The sequence below is a fragment of the Microbacterium sp. ZW T6_19 genome (assembly GCF_044987465.1).
GTDB lineage: Bacteria > Actinomycetota > Actinomycetes > Actinomycetales > Microbacteriaceae > Microbacterium > Microbacterium natoriense_A.
Map to the genome: position 1 here is coordinate 47,338 of NZ_JBJDRH010000015.1, position 18,935 is coordinate 66,272.

Annotated in this window: 13 protein-coding genes; 5 read left to right on the forward strand and 8 right to left on the reverse strand. The window is 68.4% G+C overall.

Features of this window, described 5'->3' with window-relative positions:
* Positions 1 to 52 precede the first annotated feature (52 nt).
* The 5 genes from ACI3KT_RS17500 to ACI3KT_RS17520 all read right to left on the reverse strand — a co-directional run bounded on the left by ACI3KT_RS17500 (position 53) and on the right by ACI3KT_RS17520 (position 8,560).
* Positions 53 to 1,222 carry an HTTM domain-containing protein gene (locus tag ACI3KT_RS17500; protein ID WP_404905735.1) on the reverse strand — a complete coding sequence of 390 codons (1,170 nt, stop codon included), beginning with the start codon at positions 1,220 to 1,222 and terminating at the stop codon, positions 53 to 55.
* Entirely contained in the window at positions 1,219 to 2,022 is an 804-nt protein-coding gene (locus ACI3KT_RS17505) for a DUF5819 family protein (RefSeq protein WP_404905736.1), read from the reverse strand. The genes ACI3KT_RS17500 and ACI3KT_RS17505 overlap by 4 nt, the downstream gene beginning before the upstream one ends.
* A 74-nt stretch (positions 2,023 to 2,096) precedes the next feature.
* Entirely contained in the window at positions 2,097 to 5,168 is a 3,072-nt protein-coding gene (locus ACI3KT_RS17510) for a choice-of-anchor G family protein (protein ID WP_404905737.1), read from the reverse strand.
* Between the two features lie 330 nt (positions 5,169 to 5,498).
* Positions 5,499 to 7,259 (reverse strand): glycoside hydrolase family 3 protein, encoded by a 1,761-nt coding sequence (locus tag ACI3KT_RS17515; RefSeq protein ID WP_404905738.1) that lies wholly within the window; start codon positions 7,257 to 7,259, stop codon positions 5,499 to 5,501.
* Between the two features lie 2 nt (positions 7,260 to 7,261).
* Positions 7,262 to 8,560 carry an MFS transporter gene (locus ACI3KT_RS17520; protein WP_307294222.1) on the reverse strand — a complete coding sequence of 433 codons (1,299 nt, stop codon included), beginning with the start codon at positions 8,558 to 8,560 and terminating at the stop codon, positions 7,262 to 7,264.
* 138 nt (positions 8,561 to 8,698) lie between these two features.
* Here ACI3KT_RS17520 and ACI3KT_RS17525 point away from each other — a divergent pair, with 138 nt between their 5' ends.
* Together ACI3KT_RS17525 and ACI3KT_RS17530 are read left to right on the forward strand one after the other, a co-directional pair.
* Complete coding sequence (locus ACI3KT_RS17525; RefSeq protein WP_404905739.1) at positions 8,699 to 9,964, forward strand: TetR/AcrR family transcriptional regulator; 1,266 nt, start codon at positions 8,699 to 8,701, stop codon at positions 9,962 to 9,964.
* A gap of 34 nt (positions 9,965 to 9,998) precedes the next feature.
* Entirely contained in the window at positions 9,999 to 11,234 is a 1,236-nt protein-coding gene (locus tag ACI3KT_RS17530) for a hypothetical protein (protein WP_404905740.1), read from the forward strand.
* Between the two features lie 10 nt (positions 11,235 to 11,244).
* On the opposite strand, the gene recQ is transcribed toward ACI3KT_RS17530, so the two are convergent.
* Positions 11,245 to 13,278, reverse strand: coding sequence for a DNA helicase RecQ (recQ, locus tag ACI3KT_RS17535; protein WP_292907591.1), 2,034 nt, complete (start codon positions 13,276 to 13,278; stop codon positions 11,245 to 11,247).
* A 93-nt stretch (positions 13,279 to 13,371) separates the two neighbouring features.
* Between recQ and ACI3KT_RS17540 the strand changes: the two genes are divergently transcribed.
* A complete protein-coding gene (locus tag ACI3KT_RS17540) occupies positions 13,372 to 13,677 on the forward strand; it encodes a GNAT family N-acetyltransferase (protein WP_404905741.1) in 306 nt (101 codons plus the stop codon).
* Between the two features lies 1 nt (position 13,678).
* On the opposite strand, the gene ACI3KT_RS17545 is transcribed toward ACI3KT_RS17540, so the two are convergent.
* Complete coding sequence (locus ACI3KT_RS17545; RefSeq protein ID WP_404905742.1) at positions 13,679 to 14,059, reverse strand: hypothetical protein; 381 nt, start codon at positions 14,057 to 14,059, stop codon at positions 13,679 to 13,681.
* A gap of 85 nt (positions 14,060 to 14,144) precedes the next feature.
* On the opposite strand from ACI3KT_RS17545, the gene ACI3KT_RS17550 reads away from it, so the two are divergent.
* On the forward strand, positions 14,145 to 15,083 hold the full coding sequence (locus ACI3KT_RS17550; protein WP_404905743.1) for a pirin family protein: 939 nt from the start codon (positions 14,145 to 14,147) through the stop codon (positions 15,081 to 15,083).
* 60 nt (positions 15,084 to 15,143) lie between these two features.
* Here ACI3KT_RS17550 and ACI3KT_RS17555 read toward each other — a convergent pair whose 3' ends face one another.
* A complete protein-coding gene (locus ACI3KT_RS17555; protein ID WP_404905744.1) occupies positions 15,144 to 18,191 on the reverse strand; it encodes a S8 family serine peptidase in 3,048 nt (1,015 codons plus the stop codon).
* Between the two features lie 146 nt (positions 18,192 to 18,337).
* Here ACI3KT_RS17555 and ACI3KT_RS17560 point away from each other — a divergent pair, with 146 nt between their 5' ends.
* Positions 18,338 to 18,883 (forward strand): ECF transporter S component, encoded by a 546-nt coding sequence (locus ACI3KT_RS17560; RefSeq protein WP_292907581.1) that lies wholly within the window; start codon positions 18,338 to 18,340, stop codon positions 18,881 to 18,883.
* The last annotated feature ends 52 nt before the right edge of the window (positions 18,884 to 18,935 follow it).

The following is an 18,935-nucleotide window of genomic DNA, read 5'->3' on the forward strand; positions in this document are numbered from 1 at the left end:
CTGAATCCGCCGCCGGAGCTGCACATCTGACCACCCACGAGCGGCTGCCGGTCTACGCGAGCGAGGACGCGCGGGGTGGCGGTGCGGTCTTCGCCTCGTTCCAGCGCTTCACGACCCCCACGCTCAGACGCTGCCAGGTGCGGTCGCGGATGAAGATCGAGTCGATCGCGATCATCGTGAGCGAGAACCAGGGCAGGCCCATCAGCACCGCGATGCCGACGTGGAAGGACAGGATGCCGACGAGTGCGATGAGCCGGGTCGGCCGCGTGAGCAGCGCGAGCGGGAACGCCACCTGCAGCAGGATCGATCCCCAGCTGAAGAGCACGACCATGGGTCCCCAGGTCGTGACGAGGTCGCTGAGCACCGGCCAGGTGCCGAACCGCATGGTGTGCAGCGGGTTGTAGACCGCGTATCCCTGCTCCCACGGAGCGCCGCCGGCCTTGAACAGCGCGCCGGACGCGTAGACGAAGCAGACCTGCGCGGTGAGCGCGACCAGTGCGAGGTTGTGGAACACGGTGCCGAGCAGAGCCGGCTGGCTGCCTGGAGCGAACCACTCCCCGCTCTTCGCACGACGACGGGCGTCGAGCGACCAGCGAGCGGCGGGGTCTGCGAAGAACAGCAGGAGCAGCGCGATGCGGAACATGTTGTCGCCCTGATCGCCGACCATGTCGTTGGCCTCGATGAAGCCCACCCACATGCAGAAGAAGATCGGAAGCACGATGCGGAAGCGCCAGCCGAGCACGAACAGCACGGCGAGCACGGCCAGCAGCACGTACAGCGCGGTGTAGACGGCGTCGTTGCCCATCGCGGCGTGGAACGCGCTGAACACCCAGATCTTCGGGAAATCGCTGACCGGCTCGACCATCTCGCCGTTCCAGGCGGAACCCGCACCGAACGTGTAGAGCCGTGTGCCGAAGTTCGACGCCAGCAGCCCGAGCGCGGTGACGCCGAACAGTATGCGGGTCACGGCGAGGCCGTACAGCGCCTTCTTGCCGCCGAACAGCCAATCGAACACGAATGCCGAGATACGATCGACCGCCGACAGCACCATGTTCCAGAAGCCGGCGATCATCGAGGCGGCGAAGGTCAGCAGACGCGCGGGCAGCGACGCCTGCGGAGCCTCGGGCTCCGGAGCCTTCTGCTTCTGCGGAGCGGATGCCTTCGACGCAGGCTTCTTGGGCGCAGCATCCGCCTTCTTCTTGGTGTCGGGCGCGACGGTCACTGCTGGGTCCTCTCGAACTGGGCGCGGAAGACGTCGGCGAAGTCCTCGCGGCTCTGCCCCTTCTCTTCGATCGGCAGGCGCCAGCCCGTCGTCGAGAAAGTGGGGTCGGGGCGCTGCGCATTGGGATTGTTGCGCTGGGCGAACGGGACCACGTTCTGCCGGCTCACGCGGTACTGCACCTTGACGACGGCATCCGCTCCCCAGATCGCGTAGGCGACCTGGGTGGCGTACGCGGTGGCCAGATGCTCCGCCGCCATGTACTCGGTCGTGTCGGGGTTGTCGTCGCCCTCGAGCTTGTCGAAGGAGCGGACCATCCAGTCCTCCCAGTCGTCCTCGTCGAAGTCGAGCGCGGCAACAGCCTGCTGTTCGCCGCTGAGGTCGTTGTAGGCATTCATCTGGTTGCTCGCGACCTCGCTGGACTGGATGCCGGCGCGAGGGGGGAACAGGTTGTAGCGGATCATCGAGAGTTCGACGTCGGTCGCGCTGACCCAGCCGGTCTCGGTCTCCTCGCCGTCCTTCTCGATGAGGGCGCGGACGTTGAAGTGGTAGTCGCCGTTGATCGGCTCTGGGGCGAAGACGCTCCAGGACTGGCCGAACATGGGCAGCATGTAGCTCGCGAGCACGTTCTGGGTGGGGATCTCACGCAGCGCCGAGTACGGCGCGATCCACAGGAACGACGCCCCGACATGCCAGAGCGTCAATAGGCATGCGGCGAAGGCGATGAGCTTCACCCACCAGGTCGGCCGCGGTCGGGAGGCGACGGTCGCGTCGCTCTGCACCGGTTCAGTGTTCGTGCTCATCGAAAAGGTCCTTCTCATCACTGAAGGCCGGGGCCGCCCTGAACGGGCGACCCCGACCTCTGTCAGCGTCTCACTTACTCTGCGGTGACGGTCTCACGCTTGGAGCGTGCGACCAGCGCCGTGCCGAGACCGAACATCAGGAGCAGTGCTCCGAGGACGATCCAGCCGTTCGGCGCGGTGCCACCCGTTGCGGCGAGGCCCTTGGCGACGACCTGGAACGTACCCGCGACACTGCCCGACTCTGCGCCGGTCAGGGTGACGGTGTGCGTGCCCAGGTCGGTGCCGGCCGGGATCGCCCACGTGAAGGTGACGGTTCCCTGCGCGTTGGCGACCTGGGTGCCCAGAGCCAGCGGGTCAGAGGTCATCACACCGGTGACGACCTCGCCCGGCTTGAAGCCCGTGCCGACAGTGGTCTGCTGCTGGCCGCGCTCCAGGACCGGAACCTTCACCGTGATGCCGAGCTTGCCCGTCGGGTTCGCGTTCGCCGAGGCGGACGCGGTAGCCGACGTGGTGGCGGATGCCGTGGCGTCAGCCGCAGCGTTGGTCGAGGCGTCGTTCGACGAGGTAGCCGTCGCAGCAACCGACGCCGCAGCCGAAGCATCGGCGTTCGCCTCCTGCGTCGCGTCCGCCGTCGTGCTCGACGAGTTGTCCGCCTGAGCCGCAGCCTGAGCCGACGCCGCCGCAGCAACGTTCGCTGCCGACGTCGCATCAGCCGAAGCCGTCGCCGTCGACGTGGCCGCCGCCGCAGCAGCCGCCTCCGCGTTCGGGTCAGCATCCGCATCCGCAGCCGTCGACGCATCGGCCAGAGCCGCAGCAACAGCCGCCGCCTGAGCAGCCACGTTGTTGTCGCCGTCAGCCTGAGCCGACGCCGCAGCCGAAGCCGTCGCGTTCGTGTTCGTGGCAGCGGTGGCCGTAGCGGTCGCCGTGGCCGTTGCCGTGGCGTCAGCCGCAGCGTTGGTCGAGGCGTCGTTCGACGAGGTAGCCGTCGCAGCAACCGACGCCGCAGCCGAAGCATCGGCGTTCGCCTCCTGCGTCGCGTCCGCCGTCGTGCTCGACGAGTTGTCCGCCTGAGCCGCAGCCTGAGCCGACGCCGCCGCAGCAACGTTCGCTGCCGACGTCGCATCAGCCGAAGCCGTCGCCGTCGACGTGGCCGCCGCCGCAGCAGCCGCCTCCGCGTTCGGGTCAGCATCCGCATCCGCAGCCGTCGACGCATCGGCCAGAGCCGCAGCAACAGCCGCCGCCTGAGCAGCCACGTTGTTGTCGCCGTCAGCCTGAGCCGACGCCGCAGCCGAAGCCGTCGCGTTCGTGTTCACTTCGCCGGTGCCGTCAGCCGTGATCGACACGGTGTCGGTCGCGACGTTCTGCGGGTCCTGGTTGTCGACCGCGGTCAGCACGTAGCCCGTGCCCTCCGGGGTACCAGACGGGATCTCGTAGACGGTACCCGCGGGGAAGCTGCCATCACCGGCGACGGTGACGGTCACCGGAGTGCCGATCGTGTTGTTTGAAGCATCACGAAGCGTCAGCGTCACCTGAGATCCGGGAACCCAGTCGGCACCGGTCACAGGCAGGTCGGAACCTGCCTGAACAGGGTCCTGAGCGTCGACCGTCGGGTCGACCACGGCGAGCTCAGCCGCGCGCACCGTGGAGGACGCGAGGTCGAGGTTCAGCGCGCCCAGGCCCGGGAGGAGCTCGAGGCTGATCGCGTTCACCGTGAACGACTCGGCGCCGAGGATGCCCGGCGTCGGCTGCTCGTTGATCGTGATCTCCACGACCTCGTTCAGCGCGTCGAACAGCGGGCTCAGCGCGGTCACAACCGGGTTGATGATGCCGTCGATTGCCGGAGCGAGACCCGTGGTCACGGTGGTGACCAGCGTGTTGATGACCGGCGCGAGCGTGGACGTGAGCAGGTTGATCACCGGGGTGGTGACGAGACCGAGCAACTGGCCGACCGGGATACCGAGAAGGTCGCCCTCGACCGAGACCACCGGCGCACCGGCGATCGCACCCGTCAGCTGTCCGAGCTTGGCATCGATGACGATGTCCACATCTGCGGCGCCCACGAGAAGGACGGTGAGCTCGGCACCCAAGGTGATCTTGACCGAGAGGTTGTTGATCAGGTCGGTGACGACCGTCGTGACCTTGGTCGTCAGCGTGCCCAGGGCTGCGGAGACGGCCGAGGTGATCGCCGAGATCGTCGTGTCATCGAGGACAAGTGTGTTCGGGTCGAGACCGTTGAGGTCTGTCGCACCCGGCCCGTTCACGATCTTCGCGAGGTCGACCGAGACGAGACCGCTCGCAAGATCGATCGACACGATGCCGTTCGGGTCGGCCAGCGGCTCGGAGATCAGCGTGTTGGTCGCAGCCGTGATGGCGGCGTCGAGTCCGACCAGCTGGATCGAGCCGCCGCCGATGGCGATATCGAGCAGCAGCGGGATACCGAGGTCGAGGTCGACTGCGCCGACGACGGTGTCGAGGACTCCCCCAGCCCCCACTGCCGTGTTCAGCGTGTCTCCGACGCCGTTGAGCACTCCGCCGAGAGAAGTGGCCACTGTGCCCACGAGCGGGCTGGAGACGTTCAGCTCGAGGTCCGCGACCGTGTACTCCGACGCGAAGTCGACCGTTCCGGCAGCACCGGTCGCCGTCGCGGTCGACGCGATGGCGCCCAGCTCGAGGCCGAGGTTGTCGACCACCTGGTCGGTGATTCCCGCGACACCGAGCTGCTCGAGCACATCGGTCAGGTTGACCTTCGCGTTGCCGTAGGCGCCGGGGTTGTTGATGTCGGTGGCGATCGCGCCGTCCGCGGTGATCGCTCCCGCACTCGCCGTCGAGGTGTTCGCCGTGGGCGAGCCTGCGAACGAGTTGAGGGCTCCGAGCTCACCGAGGTCGAGAAGACCGGCGCCGCCGGGTCCCGAGATCAGCGGAAGCTGCAGGCCACCGCCGAGGTCGACGGTCAAGCCCTCGAGCAGGGTGACGTTGAGCGGCGTGACGTTCGGGCCCAGGTCGCTCGGGTTGCCGCTGATCGCCTGTGAGACATCGAGGATGCCTCCGCCGAGCAGCTCGGTGCGGATGACCTGGCCGAGTGCCTCGGAGTCATCTGTCGGTGCGGCTGTGGCGCCCATGGGCACCAGCGCGCTGGTGAGAATCACAGCGCCCGCGGTTGCCGCGGCGATGCTCCCACCGATTGCTCTGCGTTGCCGCAGAGACTTCCCCTCAAATATTCTCATTTGCCTCTCCCGTGTGATGCGGACTGTGTTCGCGTCACGCGGCCCTCCCCAGGCGCCGACGACAAGTCGGCAGAGCGCATGCCATGCCAGTATCTCGGTATCCCTAGGGTATGTCCAGCAAATGCACAGACTTCCGTCACACCGCGAGCGAATCGTGACAATCGCCTCACCCTCGGGCCGCCAGCCCCGCGCCGCCAACGACGAAACGCCCCCGCAAACGGCTGCGGGGGCGTTTCGAGGAACGGGGGATGCTTACAGCGACAGACCGTGTCCGAATCGGAACAGCGGGTCGGCCGTGTCGAAGGGCACGTCCGGCCGCGACGCCTCGGCTGCGGCCATAGAGCTCGGTACGTCGAACGGCAGTTTTCCGGTCGCCGTCACTGCACCCGTCAGCACGTCGAGCAGCGCCTCCGAGTTCGCTCCCCAGTTCGCGACGACCGCGTTCGCGGCGTCGACGATCGGACCGAGGATCGCCGGCCGATCGAGGAACACGTCCACGACCGTCGGGACGGATGCCGCGATCTCCGCGACGTGGGCGATGACCTCCTCGGGGAAGTCGAGGGAACCGGCATGGAAGAAGTTCTCGAACATCGTGGCACGCTGCTCGTACGGAGCCTGGATGCGCAGAACCGCCGCATCCGCTTCCTGAGGAGAGCCGACCACCTCTCCGAACCGTGCGGCGACCTCCGGGGAGATCCCTTCGACGTACAGCTTCAGCCCGCGGCGCAGCGGGAGCACGCCATCGTTAGAGAGCACCGCGATCGACGCGCGCTGCGCCTGCTCGCCGGCCGCACGGAACTCCGCCGACCCCACGATCGCGTCCGCCGCGGACACATCGACGTACGGATCCTCGAAGAGGCCGAGCTCGAACTTCTCACGCAGCAGACGGCGTGCCGAGACGTCGAGGCGCTCTTCGGAGACCTCGCCCGAGCGCACCAGGTCGATCAGCAGACCGGTCTCGCTCTCGCCGCCGAACTGGTCGGCCCCGGCGTCGAGGATCTTCACCATCCGCTCGGCGGGGGTCAGGTGCTCGACGCCCCACGCGCGGGCCGAGAAGTCGGCGCCCATGATCGGCTGGTCGGTCACCAGCCCCCAGTCGGTGCACACGATGCCGTCGAAGCCGAAGCGCTCGCGGAGCAGGCCGGTGAGCACGCCCTTGTTGAATCCGAAGCCGACCTCTTCGTACTGCGTACCGACCGGCATGCCGTAATAGGGCATGATCTGCCGTCCGCCCGCGGCGAAGATGTCCTCGAAGGGCGTGAGATGGTGCTCGAAGTTGTCTCCGGGATACACCTGCTCGCGTCCGTAGTCGAAATGCGGGTCCTCGCCGTCCTTCTGCGGGCCGCCTCCGGGGAAGTGCTTGGTCATGGTCGAGACCGAGCCCGGTCCGAACGACGCACCCTGGAAGCCGCGAACGTAGGCGGCTCCCAGCCGGCCGGCGAGCGCGGCATCCTCTCCGAAGGTCTGCAGCTGGCGCGCCCAGCGCGACTCGGTCGCGAGGTCGACCTGCGGGTGCAGCGCGACGCGGATGCCGACCGCCGTGTACTCCTGACGGGCGATGTCGCCGAAGCGCTGAACCAGCTCGGCGTCGCGCGTGGCGGCGAGGCCGAGAGGCTCGGGCCACTGCGAGAACGGGCCGGCGAACATCGTGGCGCCCGGGTTGTCGCTGAATGAATGACGCGGATCTGTCGAGATCGACACCGGGATGCCGAGGCGGGTGGATGCCGCGAGCTCCTGCAACCTGTTGTGCCAGGCGGCGATGTCGCTCGCCTTCGGCGCGACGCCGAGCAGGTTGAAGTGGTTCATGTGCCGGCCGACGACGTACTCGCGGTTCGAGGGGATACCGAAGTTCGCATCGCCCTCGGAGAGCTCGCCACCCTCGCCCATCACGATCATCGTCTGGAAGAAGAGACCCGCCTTCTCCTCCAGAGTCATCTCGGCGAGCAGCAGTTCGACCCGCTCCTCGGTCGGCAACCCGGCATCGAGCCAGGGGCGTCCGCTCTGTTCGGTCATGGTCACTTGACTCCCTTGATGCGGTAGACGAGAACGGCGCCGGCGAGCGCGACGAGTGCGCCGAACAGGTACCAGGTCGGGTAGCCGCCGAGCGGCGTGGCCGCACCCAGGGCGATGACTCCGGGCGCGATCGCCGGAGCGATCGACTGAGGCAGGGCGTTGGCGATGTTCAGCACGCCGAGGTCTTTCGCGACGTCATCCGCGTTGGGCAGCACCTCGGTGGCGAGCGCCAGGTCGACGGAGAGGAACGACCCGGCCCCGAGGCCGATGATCGCCTGCCCGATGATGACGACGGCGATGCTCGGCGCGACCGCGAGGATGACGAGGCCGACCACCATGATGACGCCCGCGATCGCGACGAACGGACGCCGCTTGCCGACCTTGTCGGAGAGGAACCCGCCGAGCGGCGAGGAGACGGCCATGGCGGCCATCGACGCGAGGTTGGCGGCGAGGATGACGCCGACGGCGCCCTGCTCGTCGAGGCCGAACTTCGTGACGAGGTAGAGCGGGAGGAAGGTCGCGATGCCGGCGTAGCCGAACATCACCAGGAACTTCGTGAGCCAGGTCCAGCCGAAATCGGGATGCTTGCGCGGGTTGAAGACGAACGAGCCGAAGAACATGCCGATCGTGAACTTCTCGGCCGGCTTCTCGGTGAGCACACGGTCTTTGAGAATCGCCACGAAGACGACCGCGAGGATGAGGCTGATCACGCCGGGCACGACGAAGCGCTCGAAGTCGCCGGGGAGGAAGTTCACGATGAAGCTGCCGGCGAGGATGCCGATGGGCGTGGTGATGCCGACGAGGCCCGAGACCTTGCCACGGCTCGACACGGGCACCTGGTCGGGAAGGGTCGCGTTGGCCGCGGCCAGCACGGCGTTCATCGATGTCTGCACGAGGCACCAGGCGAGCAGCACGACCCAGACCGAGGATGCCGCGCCGATCAGCGCGAAGCCGCCGAGGCCCACGATCGCTCCGCCGAGGATCCAGGGACGACGCATGCCCCAGCGCGAAGTGGTGCGGTCGGAGAGCCGCCCGACAAGAGGATTGGCGATGAGCGCGAACGCCGCGCCGACACCCATCACGAGCCCGAGGCTGCCCTCGGTGTTCACGGGGTCGAGGTGCTGCACCTTGAAGGCCATCGAGACCATGACCGGCGTGAGCAGTGCGAGGTAGACGCCGAAGTTCACGGCGGCGAGGCCGGGCGTGTATCCGCGCGGGGTCTTCTCCGGCGTGGTTCCGGGGAGCTTGAAACCGGTCGTTCCGGCAGCGGCGGCGCTCGCCGCCGATGACAGCTCTGTCATGGGAGATCCTTTCGGGCAAGGTTCCGCCGGTCGTCCACGACGCGGCGCGCAATCGACGATACCTCAAATTCGACCGTTTGGTAAGTGAATGTCGACCGATTGGTAATGCGCGAGGATAGAGTGACCTTGGAGGATGCGATGACCAGCACCCGGAGCGCTCGCGCCGCTGCCACACGGCAGCGCATCCTCGACGCCGCACACGAGCTGTTCGTCTCCCAGGGCTACCGCGCCACGTCGCTGCGCGACATCGCGGCGGCGGCATCCGTCAGCCACCCGGGGCTCCTCGGACATTTCGCGTCGAAAGACGACCTGCTGGCCGAGGTCGTGGCGCAGTTCGAGCAGGATAACGCCGACGTCTTCACCGTGGTCGTCGCAGCGGCTGAACCCGGCGCGCTCATGTTCTCTGAGCTCGCGGCGCGCAACGCCACCACCCCGGGCTATCTCGAACTGTTCGCGGCGCTCACCGGCGAAGCATCCGCTCCCGGCCACCCGAGCCATGAGCGCATGCGCGAACGATACGCCGACATGCGCGCTCTCACGATCGATGCGCTGCAGGACGCGGTCGACCACGGTGTCATCGCCCCCGATCGCGACGTCGAGGCGGAGACCACTCGAGCGATCGCGGGGTGGGACGGCCTGCAGCTTATGGCCCAGTACCTCCCCGATCGCGTCGACGTCGTCGACATGCTCGAAGAGCGGGAATCCCTGTGGGCCACGCCCGTCGGCTGGCGGGATCCCGGCGAGCAGGAGACGTCTGCGGAGAGCGCCGGTCCGTTGCCCGAGCTCGTCATCGGCGGACCGGACGACCACGACGACGAATCGGGTTACGCCGCTGGTCGGCGGCGTCGCTCGCAGATCCTCGCCGACGCCATGCAGCTGTTCGCCCGTCGGGGCTACGGCGACACGAGCCTTCGTGACATCGCTCAGGCGGTCGGGGTCTCGAAGTCGACGCTGCTTCACCACTACCCGACGAAGGAGGCGCTGCTGGGAGCCGTGCTCACAGAGCGTGACAAGGCGATCCGCGTGCAGGGTGAGACGGCCGACGCCCGTCGGGCTGCCGACCTGCTGCGCGGGATGCCATCGGGGGCGGTGCACAACGCGGTCGACGAACCGGGCCTGATCGAGGTGTACGCCGTGCTGTCATGCGAGGCCGTGCCGGCTTCGCACCCGGCGCACACCTACTTCCAGAACCGCTTCGCCCGCAGCATGGAGTACTTCACCGAGGTGTTCCGGCTCGCGCAGCTCGACGGCGATCTCCCCGCACACCGCGACCCGGAGCGCGAGGCGGTCTGGCTCATCGCGCTGTGGGACGGCCTGCAGTACCAGTGGCTCTACGATCGGAACGCCGTCGACGTCGCCGCTCAGCTTCGTGCGCACCTCGAGGACGTGCTGCCTCGGCGATGATCAGCGCGTACCAAGGTTCTGAGATGATCGAGGCATGAGCTCAGCGGGGGGCAGATCGACGACGCCTGCGAAGACGACGTCTGCCAAGCGGGCCGCGCCCGAGGGCGGGAAGAAAGTCTCAAAACCCGGGCTCCTGCGGAACTGGGGCATCATCGCCCTGGTCGCGTTCGGGATCTGGGCGGTCTTCTTCGGCATCCCGGCACTGATGAGGAACGTCAACGCACCGCCGATCTCGGAGGATTTCGGGATCGAAGACGCCGTCGTCGCGCTGCGCCTCGATGCTGACGAGGTGTCGTACCTGGTGCTCGTGAACGAAGCCGGCGAGACCCGCTCCGTCCAACTCGACGAACGCGGATTCGAAGAGTCAGGGCTCGCCTGGTCGGAGGCAGGTCTGAGCACCGGCGGACCGACGGACGAGTACCTTCTGCGTGACGACGGACTCACCCGCCTGCCCCTGCCCGCTGCGGGCGATGCGCCCTCAGAGCGGGGCCGGTTCGCCCTCGGCGACGGATTCGCCGTCTACACCGGCTCGGCCGAAGGCCAGCAGCTGGCGTTCGTTGATGCTGCAGCCGACGAGCTGACGGCGGTCGACGCCGGCTACACCAGCACGGCGCTCGCGGCCTGCGGCGAGGAGCTCGTCCTCGTGGGCGAGACCGGCGTGCGCACGGTGACAGCCGAGACGACCGACTTCGACGGTCTCGGAGTCTTCGACGGCGTGCAGGCCCTGGTATGCGAACAGGATCGTCTGTACGGCCTCGACGAGATCGTCTCCGACGAGAGCACCTCGCATCAGACGCTGCGCGTGTGGGATCGTGCGACCGGCGCGTCGAGCTCGGTCGAGATCCGTTATCCGGAGGCCGTGAGCGCCTGGACGTACGGCGCTCCCTTCGTCTGGGAAGGGCGGCTGTACTGGACTGCACAGTCGACTCTGTGGTCGGTTCCGCTCGTCTCCAAGACCGACACCGTCGAGGCTGAGGCCGCGGCGGACCTGAGCGGTTTCATCGGCGACTACTGGCCCGTCGTCCGCACCGACGAAGGCGTGCTCGTCGAGGCCGGTGGTCGCGTGTTCGGGGTCGCCGACGACACGGACTTCATCAACCCCAGCCGCGGCGAGTCCTACGACAAGCTCCTGGGACTCGCGATCTTCAGCGCCGACGTGGGAACGGGCGAGCGCAGGATCGAGATCGAGGTCGACGGCATCGACTTCCCGCGGAAGGACCTCCACGTCACGGCGATCGCCGTGGACCCCGAGTGGGCCGCAGAGCGCTGAACGCGGGCGCTCAGGCTGCGGCGATCACCGCGAGCACGCCCTCGCCGTAGGCCTCGCGCTTCTTCGCGCCGATGCCGGTGATGCCGTCGAGATCGGCGAGCGATGCCGGCCGGTGCTCGGCCAGAGCACGAAGCGTGGCATCGCCGAACACGATGTAGGCGGGCACGCCCTGCTCCCGCGCGGTCTCGGCGCGCCAGGAGCGCAGCGCCTCGAAGAGCGGGCGGTCACCGGCATCCAGCGCGTCCGCGGCGCTCGCCTTCCGGGCCCGCGAGGTGGACGCCGGCCTGCCGATCGTGTCTTTGCGCAACGGCACCGGGATCTCGCCGCGCAGCACACCGGCGGCAGGTTCGCCGAGCGCCAGGGTTCCGTAGTCTCCCTGCGCGACGAGGATGCCGCGGGCGAGGAGCTGGCGGATGACGCTGCGCCAGTCCTGGTCGGACAGGTCTGCGCCGATGCCGTATGTCGCGATCTGCTCATGCCCTTGCTGACGGATGCGCTCGGTCGAGGCCCCCCGGAGGATGTCGATCAGATGCCCGGCGCCGAAGGCCTGATTGCGCTCGCGCTTGAGCCGGACGATCGTCGACAGCAGCTTCTGCGCGGGCACGAGCCCGTCGAACGTGTCAGCGGGCTCGAGGCAGGTGTCGCAGTTGCCGCAGGGCTGAGAGTCCTGCCCGAAGTATCCCAGGAGGTTCTGCCGTCGGCACTCGACGGTCTCGCACAGCGCGAGCATCGCATCGAGGTGCTGCCCCATGCGCATCTTGAACGTGCGGTCGCCGGGGCTCTGGTCGATCAGCCGCCGCTGCTGCACGACATCGCCCAGGCCGTAAGCCATCCATGCGATCGACGCCTCGCCGTCGCGGCCGGCTCGCCCCGTCTCCTGGTAGTACCCCTCGACGGACTTCGGCAGGTCGATGTGGGCGACGAAGCGGACGTCGGGCTTGTCGATTCCCATGCCGAAGGCGATCGTGGCCACCATGACGACGCCGTCTTCCCGGAGGAAGCGCGACTGGTTCGCCGCACGGACCTCGGCCGGAAGACCGGCGTGGTACGGCAGCGCATCGAAGCCCTGCGCGACGAGGTAGGACGCGGTCTGCTCCACCGACTTGCGGCTCAGGGCGTAGACGATGCCGACGGATCCGCTCGGCTGGGAGCGGATGAACGCGACCAGCTGCTTGCGCGGATCGACCTTCGGCACGATCCGGTACTGGATGTTCGGGCGGTCGAAGCTCGCGACGAAGTGCTTCGCGGCCGCTCTTCCGTCGGCACCGTCGAGGCGCAGGCGCTCGGTGAGCTCCTTGTGCGTCTCGCGTGTCGCGGTCGCGGTGAGAGCCATGCGCGGCACGCCGGGGAACCGTTCGCCCAGGTCGCCGAGAGCGAGGTAGTCGGGGCGGAAGTCGTGGCCCCACTGCGACACGCAGTGCGCCTCGTCGATCGCGATCACGCTGAGCGTGCCTCGCTGCAGCAGCGAGGTCGTCGCCGGACTCGACAGCCGCTCGGGGGCCACGTAGATGAGGTCGAGCTCGCCGGCGACGTACGCCCGCTCGACCTCGCGGCGCTCGTCGAGAGACTGCGTCGAGTTGAGGTACGCGGCCTTCACGCCGTTCGCGCGCAGCGCGTCGACCTGGTCGTGCATGAGGGCGATGAGGGGGCTGATCACGAGCCCCGTGCCCTCGCGCACGAGAGCGGGAACCTGATACGTGATGCTCTTGCCGCCGCCGGTCGGCATCAGCACCACGGCGTCTCCGCCGCCGATCACCTGCTCGACGATCTCGGCCTGGTCGGCGCGGAACTCGTCGTAGCCGAAGACCGTGTGCAGGGCCTCGCGGGCGGTCGCGTAGCGGCTCGGCGTCGCCCGCCTCGCACCCGCGGCGGACGCCGCCACAGGTGTCACCGGGCCCGGACCCCAGTCGAGCGGCGGCTCGTACCCGGCGCCCTGAGGCTCCCAGTCCATGGGCTCCGGCGCATCGCTCGGCTCCCACCCGTCGCCCCAGGGCTCGTCTGCATACGGCAGATCCTCGTAGGGGTCACGGGAAGTCTGCGGCATCCCTCCAGCGTAACGACCCGCGCCGACACCGGGCCCGCGTTCTCCACAGCATCCGCCCGCGCCCACGGTCTGCACGGGGCGTAGGTTGGTCGCATGACAGACACCACCGTCACCCGCAACGACGACGCCTCCCGCTACGAGATCACGGTCGGCGACGTGCTCGCCGGATTCGCCGAGTTCGACCTGCGCCCCGGAGCGATCCGCTTCACGCACACCGAGATCGACCCCGCCTTCCAGGGCCGGGGGCTGGCCGGTGTCCTCGCGAAGGCTGCGCTGACCGACGCCGCGTCATCCGGCGATGCGATCGTGCCCCTCTGCCCCTACATCGCCAAGTACCTCGAGACGCACGAGATCCCCGGAGCGGAGATCCGCTGGCCGAAGGTGCCCGGATCCGACTGAGCTACATCAGGCAGACGTCGCCGTAGTAGTCGGAGAGCGCCGTGCCGGCCTTCTCCACTGCGGCATCATCGTTGTAGGCGGCGAGCGCCGCTGCCGGGTCGTCGTCTATGGTTTCGACCACGGCCTCGAGATAGGTGCGCCAGGTCTCGAGATCGTCCGCCAGCTCGGCGGTCGGCTCGAGCTTCTCGGCGAGTTCGAGCCGCTCCTCAGCCTCGTCCCCGTTGTTCATCTCGGGGATCATCGGAGTGAACACGACGGCCGCCATCTCGCTGTCGTCATGGAGCGGCCCGCAGAACCCCGCGTTGCCGCCGGAGGCGCAGCCGCTCAGAATGAGTGAAGCACCGAGGACGACCAAGAGGGACGATGAGGTGGCGGCGCGCATGGCGTCGAGTCTAGCCAGCGGCAGTTCGCGCCCGTTGCCCACCGGCGCACCGCACCACGAAACACACCCAGAAGAGGGAGCCCCGATGACACCTGTCGGTGAACGACGCATCGTCCTCGAGCCGCGCGAGGTGCCGCTCGGCGGAGTGCGCGGCATGAACGTGCTGCGCGCGCTGCCGCACCGCAACCTTCCGACGATCGGCGCCTGGTGCTTCCTCGACAGGTTCGGCCCTGCCGACACGCGCATGCGCGTCGAGCCGCACCCGCACATCGGACTGCAGACGGTGACATGGCCTCTGGTCGGAGAGATCCGCCACCGCGATTCGATCGGCAGCGACGCGGATCTGCGCCGCGGACAGCTGAACCTCATGACCGCAGGCGACGGCATCTCGCACTCCGAGTACTCGATCGGCGACGACCCGATCCCGCTCGACGCTCTGCAGCTCTGGGTGGTGCTGCCGGACTCGGCCCGGCACGGCTCTCCCGGTTTCGAGCGCCACATCGATCTGCCGCGGATCACTCTTCCCGCTGTGCAGGGAGCGGATGCCGCGGCCACGGTCGTGCTGGGGGACTTCGCCGGCGTGCGCTCGCCCGCCACCGTGCACACCCCGATCGTCGGCGCCGAGATCGTCGTGCCGGCGGGTGCGACGGTGCGGCTGCCGCTCGACGCCGGGTGGGAGCACGCCGTGATGCTCGTCGAGGGCGATGTCGCCGTGGCTCAGCATCCGCTCGCTCTGAACGATCTGCTGTATCTCGGCGACTCCCGTGATCATGTCGAGGTGTCGAGCGGTGGCGGCGCGCTGCTGTTCCTGCTCGGCGGCGAGCCCTTCGAGGACGAGATCGTGATGTGGTGGAACTTCGCCGGCCGCAGCCACGACGAGATCGCTCAGGCGAGGGCCGAGTGGGAGGCCGAGTCCGCCGGGGCGCCGACAGATCGCTTCGGCGTCGTCGACGGCCACGACGTGCGCATCCCCGCGCCTCCGCTTCCCGATGTGCGACTGATGCCCCGGGGACGGAAGATCTGACGGATCCGCACAGCTCGACGCCCCGCACTCCGAAGAGCACGGGGCGTCGAGCGCTGAGCGCTAGCGCGCGTCGACCGTCACGATGGTCGACACGGCCGAATCGGCGTACCGCACGAGTCCGAGGTAGCGGGCGCCGGAGGTCAGGCCGGTCCAGCTGAGCTCGTAGCTCGTCTTCTCGCCGCGCACCGCGGCGATCGGGTTCGGGTTCGCCGTGAACGCGCCCTCGCCGCCCGGCTGCACATTGGCGTAGGTCATGTCCCACGTCATCGGCGCCGAGGTCGAGTACACGTTCGCGACGACCAGGTAGGTCCCCGCCTCCGGAGCGGTGAGCGTGACCTGCTCGTCGGCCGATCCTGTCGCCGACTGCCACTTGGTGTAGTAGCGCAGATCGTCAGGGCTCACCACGTGGTAGACCGAGAGGTCGAGGTCGCTGCCCGTGTCGTCGGACGAGTCGAGGTCGAAGCGCGACAGCGTCGTGCCGGCAGGCACGTCGACGATCCACGACACGTCCTTGTTCTCGTCGCCCGAGGCCTCGTCGCCCGAGTGGCCCTGAACCCGGCCATCCGGGTCGGCGAGCAGCTCGAACGGGGTGAGGCCCGACAGGTCGAGCGCGAGGTCTCCGCTCAGACCGGGGGTGACCTCGACCGTCGTGGTTCCGTCGACGCCTGTGCCCGACACCTCTGCCGGAGCATCCGCCGTCACCGGGAACACCGCGATCGGCGAGCGCACCGAGTTCTTCGCACTCGACCAGGTGAGGGAGCCGGTCGCCCACTGCTCGACCGGAGCGCTGGCGTTGTCGAACGTCACCGTGAAGCTGGCGGTCTGCCCCGCACGATCGAACTTCAGCGTCGAGGGCTCGACCGTGACGTCGATGCCCGGGAGGTCGACGGATGCCGTGAACGTGCCCTTCTCGGTCGAGGTGACCGTGCGGGTGACCGTCTGCGCGCTGGCGAGCGAGCCGATCGAGAACGAGGCGATGTTGAGATCGCTGCCGTCGATCGGGTCTCCGGGGAAGTCGGCCAGCCCCTTGCCTTCGAGGTACGCCGTCCAGTCCTTGACGCCGTTCAGATACAGCAGACCCGGCGAGAAGTATCTCTTCGGATCGACCTGACCCGCACCCTGTTCGAAGGGGTTCGTGTTCTTCGAGCCGTCGGCGTTCACGGTGTCGTAGGCGGTGGTCATCATGGCCGACTTGATCTCGGCCGGCGTCGCATTCGGACGCTCGCCGAGGTACAGGGCGGCGAGGCCCGCGACGTGAGGAGCGGCCATCGAGGTGCCCGAGAGGATGCCGAAGGTGGGCGCCTCGTCGGCGGCGTTGTTCGTCGCCGCGAGGATCGCGACACCGGGTGCCGCGACATCGGGCTTCATGATGTCGCTGCCGTCGGCCAGCATCGGGCCACGGCTCGAGAATCCGGCGATCTGCGGAACCGGAGTCGTGACTCCGGTGGTGTTCTCGCCGATCAGCGTGACGGGGCGGTCGACGCCGCCCTGCACGTAGGCGAGCACCGCAGCGCGGTGGGCGGAGGCGAGGTGCACGGTCGGCACGGCGTGGAAGTCGTTGTCGAGCGAGTCGGCGCCACCGGGCACGTTCACGAGGATCATGCCCATTCCTCCGGCATCCTTTACGACCTGTGACTTCTCGGCGCGCGCGTTGTTGCCACGATCGCAGACCACGACATGTCCGGTCACCTTCGCAGGATCCAAAGTCCCCGGCAGGCACTGCTGAGCGTTCGCGGCGCCGGAGGCGGCCGCGTCTCCCGCGTAGATCGACGCACCGGTCACCTCGCTGCCGAAGGGCACGCTCACCGAGGCGCCCGCCTGGGCGAACCCGTCGAACGTGACGGTTCCTTCCCACGTGGGGATCGTGGATGCCGCGACGGTCGTGTACCAGGGCGACGCGTGGTCGGCGGTCGAGGCGTCGGGGCCGTCGTTGCCGGCGCTGGCCGACACGAAGACTCCGGCGGCTGCGGCGTTGAAGAACGCGATGTCCTCCGGTGCGAGCACGGTCTTGGCCGCGCCTCCGCCGATCGAGTAGTTGATCACGTCGACGCCGTCGGCGACGGCCTGGTCGATCGCCGCGACGAGGTCGCTGAGCGCGCAGATGTCATCGGTGGTCACCGCGGGGTCTGGGCCCTCGTAGCAGGCCTTGTACGCCGAGATCTTCGCCCCGGGCGCGACGCCCGAGATCTTGCCGAAGTCGACGTTCTCGATCGACGCCTTCACGCCGAAATTCCCGGCAGCCGTGCTCGCGGTGTGCGAGCCGTGGCCTGCGCCGTCGCGCGGCGACAGGAAGTCGTACTGGAAGTCGAAGCCGTCGGCCTCGGCGCCCGTGTAGAAGTACTGCGCGCCGATGATCTTCGACGAGTAGTCGCTCTTGTCCCACTCCTGGCCTTCGACCATGAGCGACTTGAACTGACCGCCGTCGGACTTGTCGAAGTAGATGTACGTGCCGTCGGTGTAGGGCTCCGCACCCTTGTGACGGTTCTGCTGCTTCTTCTGCTTCTTGAGCTTCTTGCCCGCGAACGACGGATGCTCGGGCGCGATGCCCGTGTCGATCACGCCGACCACGATGCCTTCGCCTGCCCGGTCGACGCCGCCGGTCGCCTGCCAGATGCCGCCGCGGCCCTTCTTGTCGTCGCCGAGCCCGAGGAACGACGTCGAGGTCTGCGCGTCGGGGTGGCGGATCTCATCGGGATACACGTCGTACACGTCCTTCGACGCGCGCAGCTTGTCGACCTGCTCACCGGTCAGTTGGGCGCTGAAGCCGTTGAGGACGACCTGGTAGCTGGTGTCCGGAGTCACGCCGATCTGCTGAGCCAGACTCTGCTGCTCGGTCTCGAGGTGCTGCACGTAGCGCTGCGACTCGGCCGAGTCGGTCTCGAGCTGTTCGCCTTCGGCGGGCTTCGTCGCCTGGAGACCCTTCACGTCGCCGGTGTAGCTGGCGAGGGGGTCGGACTTCATCACGACGATGTAGTGCCCGGGGGCGCCCTCGACGGGAGTGGGATGTGTCACCTCCTCCACGCCTGCGTAGCCTGCGGTGGCCGTCGACGCGATGAACAGCGTTGCCAGGGTGGTGGCTGCTGCCATCCGGAGGGGGGTTCGACCCATGTGCTGCTCCCAGATGATCACGATGCGACTGGGTTGCCGCACCATCGCTCAACGTAGCCTCGCCCCTGGACTCACACCAGATCCATAGGCGCTTCCTGGCCGATCGGCCAGGCTCTGCATCCGATGGTCGACAGTAGGCTGGAGGCGTGTCATCCCCCTCCTCCGCGCTCTCGACCCGCGTGCTCCTCGTGTGCGCCGCGATCGGCGTGGCGACAGGGATGCTGGGAGGCATCGCCGGCTGGGTCACGGTTCCGGTGATCGCGGGGCCGGCCTTCCTCTACGGCCTGGTCCTCGGGTCGCACGTGCTGCCCGGCATCATCGCGCAGGAGGTGCTGCGCCGCCCGCTCGTCGCCCTGATCACTCATGTGATCGCAGCGCTCATCGCGAGCGCGTTCAACCCCGCGTGGACCATGCGCTTCCTCGGCACCGCGCTGCTGTTCGGCGCGATCCAGGAGGGCGTTGCCGCCCTCACCCGCTACCGCGCGTGGGGCGCCTGGCGGTTTTTGGTCTCGGCCGCCCTGATCGGTGTGATCGTCGCCGTCGTGGTGTACTTCGCGGTCGATCTGTCGGTCAGGCCCGCGTGGGAGCAGATCGCCTACCTCGTGATCTCCGTGCTCGGTCCCGTGGCCTGGACGGCCGTCGGGCTCGGCATCGGGTCGGCGCTGAACCGCGCGGGAGTCGCACGGCGATAGCGTCGGCATCCGACCGCTCCTTCCCCGAGCCGCCGACTCCCCGTTCCCCACC

Bases quoted from the DNA above. Each gene is read 5' to 3' on its own strand.
- ACI3KT_RS17505 (WP_404905736.1), bottom strand. From the start codon at position 2,022: ATGAGCACGAACACTGAACCGGTGCAGAGCGACGCGACCGTCGCCTCC.
- ACI3KT_RS17515 (WP_404905738.1), bottom strand. From the start codon at position 7,259: ATGACCGAACAGAGCGGACGCCCCTGGCTCGATGCCGGGTTGCCGACC.
- ACI3KT_RS17520 (WP_307294222.1), bottom strand. From the start codon at position 8,560: ATGACAGAGCTGTCATCGGCGGCGAGCGCCGCCGCTGCCGGAACGACC.
- ACI3KT_RS17525 (WP_404905739.1), top strand. From the start codon at position 8,699: ATGACCAGCACCCGGAGCGCTCGCGCCGCTGCCACACGGCAGCGCATC.
- ACI3KT_RS17530 (WP_404905740.1), top strand. From the start codon at position 9,999: ATGAGCTCAGCGGGGGGCAGATCGACGACGCCTGCGAAGACGACGTCT.
- recQ (WP_292907591.1), bottom strand. From the start codon at position 13,278: ATGCCGCAGACTTCCCGTGACCCCTACGAGGATCTGCCGTATGCAGAC.
- ACI3KT_RS17540 (WP_404905741.1), top strand. From the start codon at position 13,372: ATGACAGACACCACCGTCACCCGCAACGACGACGCCTCCCGCTACGAG.
- ACI3KT_RS17545 (WP_404905742.1), bottom strand. From the start codon at position 14,059: ATGCGCGCCGCCACCTCATCGTCCCTCTTGGTCGTCCTCGGTGCTTCA.
- ACI3KT_RS17550 (WP_404905743.1), top strand. From the start codon at position 14,145: ATGACACCTGTCGGTGAACGACGCATCGTCCTCGAGCCGCGCGAGGTG.
- ACI3KT_RS17555 (WP_404905744.1), bottom strand. From the start codon at position 18,191: ATGGGTCGAACCCCCCTCCGGATGGCAGCAGCCACCACCCTGGCAACG.